The 8,386-nt window shown below is 62.2% G+C and carries 7 protein-coding genes and 1 pseudogene; 4 read left to right on the top strand and 4 right to left on the bottom strand.

The features are described 5' to 3' along the window. Positions 1-989 (top strand): HlyD family secretion protein (locus EN994_RS09185; RefSeq protein WP_164745846.1); only part of this gene is annotated, 989 nt, incomplete at its 5' end. 305 nt (positions 990-1,294) lie between these two features. Continuing rightward, a complete protein-coding gene (locus EN994_RS09180) occupies positions 1,295-2,827 on the top strand; it encodes a DHA2 family efflux MFS transporter permease subunit (RefSeq protein WP_013532370.1) in 1,533 nt (510 codons plus the stop codon). A 49-nt stretch (positions 2,828-2,876) separates the two neighbouring features. Here EN994_RS09180 and EN994_RS09175 read toward each other — a convergent pair whose 3' ends face one another. Both EN994_RS09175 and EN994_RS09170 read right to left on the bottom strand, forming a co-directional pair. Then, positions 2,877-3,386, bottom strand: coding sequence for a CAP domain-containing protein (locus EN994_RS09175; protein WP_063167718.1), 510 nt, complete (start codon positions 3,384-3,386; stop codon positions 2,877-2,879). A gap of 251 nt (positions 3,387-3,637) precedes the next feature. Then, entirely contained in the window at positions 3,638-4,861 is a 1,224-nt protein-coding gene (locus EN994_RS09170; RefSeq protein WP_027163217.1) for a TadE/TadG family type IV pilus assembly protein, read from the bottom strand. Between the two features lie 300 nt (positions 4,862-5,161). Here EN994_RS09170 and EN994_RS09165 point away from each other — a divergent pair, with 300 nt between their 5' ends. Further along, the gene (locus EN994_RS09165; RefSeq protein WP_013532367.1) at positions 5,162-5,986 is read left to right on the top strand and encodes a DUF2189 domain-containing protein; all 825 of its coding nucleotides are present in this window, start codon (positions 5,162-5,164) and stop codon (positions 5,984-5,986) included. Positions 5,987-6,000: 14 nt separating this feature from the next. Further along, the gene (locus EN994_RS09160; RefSeq protein ID WP_063167719.1) at positions 6,001-6,852 is read left to right on the top strand and encodes a dienelactone hydrolase family protein; all 852 of its coding nucleotides are present in this window, start codon (positions 6,001-6,003) and stop codon (positions 6,850-6,852) included. A 25-nt stretch (positions 6,853-6,877) separates the two neighbouring features. Here the strand turns inward: EN994_RS09160 and EN994_RS09155 are convergent, their stop codons facing one another. Both EN994_RS09155 and EN994_RS09150 read right to left on the bottom strand, forming a co-directional pair. Next, positions 6,878-7,510, bottom strand: coding sequence for a LysE family translocator (locus EN994_RS09155; RefSeq protein WP_024504845.1), 633 nt, complete (start codon positions 7,508-7,510; stop codon positions 6,878-6,880). Positions 7,511-7,641: 131 nt separating this feature from the next. Further along, positions 7,642-8,386 (bottom strand): annotated as a pseudogene (locus EN994_RS09150) (hypothetical protein); the annotation flags it as partial.

Below are 8,386 nucleotides of genomic sequence, written 5' to 3'. Positions count from 1 at the left end.
ATGTCTGGGTTACCGGCGGCCGCTATCAGGAGACCGAGAACGCCAATCTGCAGCAGGCCAAGGTGTCGATCGCTTCCGACACGGCCGGCCGCATCGTCAAGGTCGACATCTTCGATAACCAGCTGGTCAAGCAGGGTGACGAGCTGTTTGCCATCGACCCCGAGCCCTACCGGATCGCGTTGGCGCAGGCCGACGCGGCGGTGGCGGGCGCGCGTCTCAATGTCGAGCAGTTGCGCGCCGCCTATGGCCAGTCGATGGCTCAGCAGAAGTCCGATGCCAGCCAGGTCGCCTTCGCCCAGTCGCAGTTCGACCGCGCCGCCGATCTTGCCCAGAAGGGCATCAACGCCAAATCGTCGCTGGACGAAGCCAAGAACGATCTCGACAAGGCCAAGCAGCAGCTCGCCGTTGCCGAGCAAGGCATCATCAGCGCCAAGGCAGCCCTTGGCGGCAATCCCGACATCGAAACCGACAAGCATCCGACCGTGATGGCCGCGCTCGCCGCGCGCGACAAGGCCGCCTACGACCTGGCGCAGACCACGGTCAAGGCGCCGGCTGACGGCATCGTCAGCCAGGCCTCGTCGTTCAAGGTCGGCCAGTATGTCGGTTCCGGCACGCCGCTGTTTTCGCTGGTCGAGACCGGCGACACTTGGATCGATGCCAATTTCAAGGAAACGCAGCTCACCCACATGAAGCCCGGCCAGAAGGCCGAGATCGTGGTCGACACCTATCCGGGGCGCACCTTCGAGGCGACGGTCAAGGCGATCGGCGCCGGCACGGGAGCCGAGTTCTCGCTGCTGCCGGCCCAGAATGCCACCGGCAACTGGGTCAAGGTCACACAGCGCATCCCGGTTCGTCTCGAACTGACCGATGCGGACGCCAAGATGGCGTTGCGCACCGGCATGAGCGCCACCGTTACCGTCGACACCGGCGTGGCGCGTGGCCTGCCTTCGATCTTCGGTCACGCCACGGCCGGCGAGGCCGCGCAGTAACGTCAACAGAATGCCGCAGGACCAGCGGCGGAGGTGAATAGCAGGATTGGTCTGATGGGAGGAGCTGGAAGGATCAGCGTTTGGGCACGCCGCATAGCGGCCTGGCCGAAGTCTGAAATCTCCGACGCGGACCCGTCGGTCCTCATGTTTCCGGGCGGCAGGCATCCGCTGATCAGAGACTTTCAGTCGATGTAACCCCCACATCGACAATCGCGTCCCACCGCGACGAGGGTCTCTCAACGGAAGGCGTTGCCGCCCGGAAACCCCTTGTACACGTTTTTGTTACCTGCTGGAAGTTCCACGCCATGAGCACGCCCGAACCCTTCAAAGAAGTGCCGCATCGCGGCCTGATCACGGTCGCGCTCATGTTGGCGACGATCATGCAGGCGCTCGACACGACGATCGCCAACGTCGCGCTGCCGACCATGACCGGCGATCTCGGCGCCTCGCCTGACAACATCAATTGGGTGCTGACCTCCTACATCGTTGCCGCCGCCATCATGACGCCGGTCACCGGCTGGCTGGCCGATCGCTTCGGCCGCAAGGAACTGTTCCTGACGGCGGTGGTCGGCTTCACCGTGTTTTCGATGCTGTGCGGCATCGCCTGGAGCCTGGAGACCATGGTGTTCTTCCGGCTGATGCAAGGCGTGTTCGGCGCCGCGATCGTGCCTCTGTCGCAGACCTTCCTGCTCGACATCAATCCCAGGGAACGCCATGGCCAGGCGATGGCCATCTGGGGCGCCGGTATCATGCTGGGTCCGATTCTGGGCCCGACACTCGGTGGCTGGCTGACCGAGAATTTCAACTGGCGTTGGGTGTTCTTCATCAATCTGCCGGTCGGCATCGTCGCCTTTCTCGGTATGGCCGCTTATTTGCCGGCTATCGCGCGGCGCGTGCGCGGCTTCGATTTCTTCGGCTTCGCCATGATATCGCTCGGCGTCGGCGCGCTTCAGCTGCTGCTCGACCGCGGCGGCGAGGTCGACTGGTTTTCCTCGGTCGAGATCTGGATCGAACTTGGTCTTTCGCTCACCGGCTTCTGGGTGTTCATCATTCACACCATGACGGCCGAGCACCCCTTCATCGATCCCAAGATCTTCCTCGACCGCAATTTCGTGACCGGGCTCGCATTCATCTTCGTCATGGGTGTGCTCATCCTGGCGAGCATGTCGCTGCTGCCGCCGATGCTGTCGACCATCTTCGGCTATCCGACCGTCACCATCGGCATCGTCATGGGGCCACGCGGCGTCGGCACCATGATCTCGATGCTCGTCGTCGGGCGGCTCATGAGCAGGATTGACGCCAGGATCCTCGTCGTCATCGGCTTCCTGCTGACCGCGCAGTCGCTCTACACCATGTCCAGCTTCACCCCGCAGATGGACAATTGGCTGATCATCAGCTCCGGCGTCATCCAGGGCCTGGGCATGGGGATGGTGTTCGTGCCGTTGTCGACCGTCGCCTTCGCCACGCTTGACGTGCGCTTCCGCACCGATGCCACGGCTCTGTTCAGCCTGGTGCGCAATCTTGGCTCGTCGATCGGCGTGTCGGTCGTGACGGTGTTGATGGTGCGCAACACGCAGATCAACCATGCCGAGCTTTCGGCCTTCATCAATCCGTTCAACCCCAATCTGTGGGCTGTCTCGCCGGCGGCCGCAGGCGGCGACCCAACGGCGCTCTCGCAGGTCGATCGCATGGTCAATCTCCAGGCCATGATGATCTCCTACGTCAACGACTTCAAAATACTCATGGTGATGACACTGCTTGCCATCCCGTTTGTTTTCCTGCTGCGCAAGCCGAAGCAGGCGCCAGCCGGCGGCGCGCCGGCGGCGCATATGGACTAGCTTTCCATCAAATCGTCTTGGGTGTGGCGCACCGAACCGGCACGTTTTCCTATTTTCCGAGCACGAGGCTCCAGTAACGGAGCTTGCTGTCGCTGCCGTCGCGCACATAGGCAAGGCCGAAGCGTGTGAAGCGCGGGTCGAGCATGTTGCGGCGATGGCCTGGTGAATGCACCCAGATGTCGAACAGCTTATCGAGGTCGAAACGACCCTCGGCGATGTTCTCCGCCGCGGCACCGGAAATTCTATTGTCCCTGACGCGCGAGGCGAAATCCTTGCCCCAGCCGGTGGTGTGGCTCATGCGGCGGCGCTGCGCCATGTAGCCTGCCTGCTGCAGGGCGGCCTGTTCGAGCTGCCGGTCGGGGACCAGCGGCGCGAGCCCGGCCGAGGCGCGGATGCTGGCCAGCGTGCTGGTGGCGGAGGAGGAGACCCCGGCGCCTTCGCCGGTTGGCAGTGAAACGGTGCTGCAGGCGGCGAGCCCCGCCAGGGCTGCGAGGCCGGTCAGCACCATGCGCCTGTTCAGCTTCGGGATCGGGTGGGTTTCGATTTTCGCTATGGTCATGCCTCTGAGATAATAGCGATCATGGCTTTTGCCGGGCAGGGCGGCGAAAATCGAAGAGGGGGCGACAGACTGACGCTGGCCGGTACAACGCTGATCGGCGTGGCATGCTGGGCGGAATTTCACCAGGCGTTCGACGGCGCTGCCTATCCCAGGCTGGCCGGATTGCGCCTCGCATCGAAACCGATCCGGCCGTGCGTTACCGCCATTTTTCTCAACGCTACCGCTGGCGCCGCCGCACGTCAGGTTGTCTCTCATTTCACCAGAGTGATCATCCGATCGGCATACATTGTGCGATTTCCAAGCGCCGCCGCGCAGTCGGACTTGACGGACGAGTTCCCGGTCATCTGTATCGTATTGCCGACAAGCCTGAGACAGTCGCCCTGGGCGCTCATATCAGAATTGCCGGCGTAGGAAATGGGCGCGTCCGGCGCGTAGATGAAACCGCTGAGCACGGAATTTGCGCCACCATTCAATGTCAGGGCAGACGTGTTGCCGTGATCCTGGAAAATGGTGATGCCAGCATAAGGGCCGCTGGTGGGCGGGGAAAGGTTCACCTTCTCATTGGCATTTATGTAGATCTGAGCGCTTTCCATGAGGAAAATGGTCACGCCCTGGCCAGTCAGGCTGCCGTTTCCCCCTGGCTTTATGGTGGTGCCGCGCATGATGTAGACGCCCGGATTAAGCGTGATGTTCCCCGATAATGTCTTGTCGCAATAAGTGCCGGGCGACAGCGTGTAGGTTTTGCCGTTCGGGACAGGCAAACACAATGTGTAAGGGGGAGGAACGACGTCGGCCAATGGATCAAAGGATGCGTACCTATGTTCGTGCGGCGTTCCGCAGGCGAGACTGGCGCTGGGTGGCAACAGCCCGCTGGTGCCACCGACGGTTGAGACACAGCCGGCCGAAACCAGTGCGGAACCACCCCTGTTGACGGAATCCGACGCGTCCGAGTTCGCCGCGATCACGCAATTGTCCATCGAGACGTTGGTCGAGCCCTGCAGGTTCACGGCGGCGGACGCATGCGGATCGAGCGCCAGCACGCAGGCCTGCGCGCCAGGTTTTATCTTGACCGAGGCCGAGCGGTAGGCCTGCCAGGGGGCCGAGGCGCTGATGAAGCTTGGGCGGCTTATGCTGGACGACAGCGAGATAAAGTAGGCGCTTGGACTGCCGCTTGCCGTTGCCGCGAAAGCGGAGACGCTGCCCAAATATTCCTGCTGGTCGGCCGCGCTCATATTGGCGGCGAAGAACTGCAGCCCAAGCTGCTGGACATCGCCAGCCGCCATATCGGGAGAGAACTTCGTGCCGATGGCGAGCCCAGCCGCGTCCAGCGAGTTCTGGAGTTGCGAGGCGTCATGGCTCGTGCCGATCAGATCGACGGCGCCGGCCAAACCAATCATTATTGGCAGCATAGCGAAGGCGGTCGTTATGGCAAAGTTGCCGCGCTCCGAAGACCAGAAGGCTTTCAATGCGAACATAGTCCCTCGCCGAAACTCGTAAAGCTCAGGTGATACGCCAGGGATCCCTACGAGTAATTTAAGTAAATGCTAAAATGCGTAAATGCTAAAATGCAGCACAATGATTGGCCAAAACGAAGGTCTGCCAAGGTACGCCATATGAGAGGCCATACGGAGAGTTGAACACAACGAGGAGTTGCTCCCCAGGCCATTGACCCGGCGACAATCGCCGCCAACTCTGCTATCATGCTTCTCGATCTTGAAGTGGCAGCTCTGGCGGCCATCCAGGCGGTGACCGCCCCGACACACGGGAGGAAGGTTATGGCCGGCTTTCATGTCATGGCGGACGCACGTGGAATGCATGTGCAGCCGACGGTGCGCCGCATCACCACGTCGGACCTTTGGGATGCGTTGCGTCTCGGGTTCGAGGATTTCTGGGCAAAACCATCGCACTACGTGTTCCTGTGCCTGATCTATCCCATCGTCGGCCTGATCCTGACGCAGTGGACGTCCGGCGCCAATGCCATCCAGCTCATCTATCCCCTGATGTCGGGTTTCGCTCTGGTCGGGCCGTTTGCGGCGCTCGGCCTTTACGAGATCAGCCGCCGGCGCGAGCTCGGCATGAACACCTCCTGGCGGCACGCGTTTGATGTCCGGCGCTCGTCCGCGATCCCGTCGATCGCCGTCATCGGCGTCATGCTGGTGGCGCTGTTCCTGTTGTGGCTCTACACCGCGCAATCGATCTACACTGGCCTGTTCGGAGACCAGCCGCCGGCCTCGATCGGCGGCTTCATCCGCGACGTGCTGACCACCAGTAAGGGCTGGACGCTGATCCTTGCCGGTAATGCCGCGGGCTTTGTCTTTGCCGTAATCGTGCTGGCCACCACTGTGGTTGCCTTCCCGCTGCTGCTCGACCGCGACGTCGGCGCCGTCTCAGCCATCGAGACCTCGGCCCGGGCGGTGATGGCCAACCCGCTGCAAATGGCGCTGTGGGGCTTGCTGGTCGCCGTGCTTCTGGTGATCGGTTCGATCCCGCTGTTTGCCGGGCTCGCCGTCGTCATGCCGGTGCTCGGCCATGCCACCTGGCATCTCTACCGCAAGGTGGTCGAGCCGGAGCGGGCACAGCAGATAAGACGGCCGATGTAACGAAGCAGGCACCCATGGCCTTCACCCTGCCGAGACTGCCCAACAAGGTCGTCTGTCTGACCTGCCTTTGTATCGGTAGCTATCTGCATGCCGCGCCAGCGCGCGCTGACCAGCCGGTGCAGTTTGAAAGCGCGGCTTCGGAGCCAACGCCATTTCAGAAGCGCATTGCGCAAGCGGGCGGCAACGTCCCGAGGGCCGTTCCCGGCACGCCGCTGCAGGGGTATTTAACGCGTCCGCCGGGTGAGGGGCCGTTCCCGGCTGTCGTGGTTCTGCACGGATGTTCAGGTTTGCCCCGAAGTGTAAGGAAAACCTGGTCCGAGCGACTGTCTTCCTGGGGTTACGTCGTCCTCGTCGTCGACAGCTTCAGCACCCGCGGCATTAAGGAGACCTGTGATGGCCTCCACCCTGTTGATCGCGTATATGACGCCTACGGCGCTCTGGAATACCTATCAAAATACAGTTTTGTCGACCCGCGGCGCATTGCGTTGATGGGGTTCTCCGCTGGCGGGAACGCAACGCTCGAGGCCTTGCAGTCTGGTGGAGACGAGCGGCTTATGGAGCGCAAATTCAAGGCTGCGATCGCCTACTATCCGGATTGTTCGGCAACGAATGGCGACATGGCGGTCCCGACCTTGATCCTGATCGGCGAGCTGGACGATCGGACCCCCGCCAAAAATTGCCAGGAGATGATGACGCAGCGCAGCGGCAAGGGAAGCTCTGTGCAGCTTGACGTCTACCCGGGTGCTCGTCACGGATTTGACTCCGCAGGATTGAAGACCGGCATCGAGGCCTATGGTCAGTACAATGCTGCCGAGCAATCCATCCTTGCCTCTCATGCATTCCTGAAAGAAGTCTTCGGCGGCTGACAGCGGCGACCGCCGGTTTGCACTCTCAGCGCTGCGCGTCTGTCGCCATCTTCAGCGCAAGAGCCGCCAGCACGGTTCCCATCATCCAGCGCTGGATGACCAGCCACAAGGGCCGTCCGGCGAGAAAGGTGGCGATTGAACCGGCCGTTACCGCGATGACGGCATTGACGCTGAGGCTGATCGAGATCTGTGTCGCGCCGAGCACCAGGAGCTGCGACAGGACGTGACCCTTGCCGGGGCTGATGAACTGCGGCAACAGCGACAGATAGAGCACGGCCACCTTCGGATTGAGCAGATTGGTCATCAGGCCCATGGCGAAAAGCTTGCGCGGCCGGTCCCTCGGCAATTCGCGCACTTCGAATGGCGAGCGTCCGCCCGGCTTCACCGCCTGCCAGGCCAGCCACAGGAGATAGAGCACGCCGGCAAAGCGCAGCGCATCATAGGCGTAGGGCACTGCGAGCAGCAGCGCGGTGATGCCGAATGCCGCCGCCAGTACATAGAAGACAAAGCCGAGCGCCACGCCGCCAAGCGAGATGAGCCCCGCCTTCGGCCCCTGCGACAGGGAACGCGAGATCAAATAGATCATGTTGGGGCCAGGCGTCAGCACCATGCCGAGGCAGACCAGCGCGAAGGCGAGATGATTGGCTGTTTCGGGCATCTGTTCTTCCCCAGCGCGCCGCGAATGGACGCGCGATCCGGCAGGCGGCCAAGATGTGCCTGTCCCGGGAGGCGCGCGCAAGTGCATGGCGGCGCCAGCCGTTGTTCCAGCCAGCCCCCGAAGCCTGAGGATCAGCCGACGATGCGCAGGTTCGACAATTCGTTGCCGATTTCCTTGAAATCGTTCGACAAGCTGGCGCCGGTGGCATTCCAGAACAGTTTTGCCGGCTTGCTCGCGTCCGTTGGATCCTTGCGGAAGCGCGAGTTCGACGAGCAGGATTTCAGCGCCTCGATCGCCTGCTGATCGGCGGTTTTGGTCGTCGACAGGTCGAGCGCCACCGTCATCACCATGATATTGGCTGCCTTGGCGTTGTTGCAAAGCGTCGCCATCTGCTCGTTGAGCGCGTTGGTGTAGTTGCCGTTCGAATAGTCGAACTGGCCAATGGCGCTCGATGTGCCCATGAACAGGCGGCCCACCGAAGTGCCGTTGTAGCCTGGGTTGAGATAGCCGAAGGACGCATAGGTCGATTTCGAATCGGCGGGGTCGGAATGGCTGAGCGAGGACGGCGTGTAGTAGGTATTGGCGCCGTCGGTCAGCACGATGACGACCTTGTCGTTGCCTCTCTCGGTTTCCGGGCGGCCTTGCGTGAACGGCTCGCCGCTCGAAACCACCCGCCAACCCCAGGCCATGCCTTCGGGAACATTGGTGCCGCCATCGGGCTTCATCAGGTCGATCGCGGCCTTGATCGCGGTAAGCCCAGTGGTAACGCTGACATCGGTCAGCGGCGTGATCGGGTTGGTGGAGCAGCTGTAGTTCGGCCCGTTGCCGGCGGCCAGCGCCGGCGCATTGATCGGCCTCGGTTGGAAATATTTGGAC

Origin of the sequence: Mesorhizobium sp. M7A.F.Ca.CA.002.09.1.1 (genome assembly GCF_003998555.1) — a bacterium.
Lineage (GTDB): Bacteria > Pseudomonadota > Alphaproteobacteria > Rhizobiales > Rhizobiaceae > Mesorhizobium > Mesorhizobium ciceri.
Note: the sequence above shows the minus strand (reverse complement) of the source record. Positions and strands in the feature narration are given on the sequence as shown.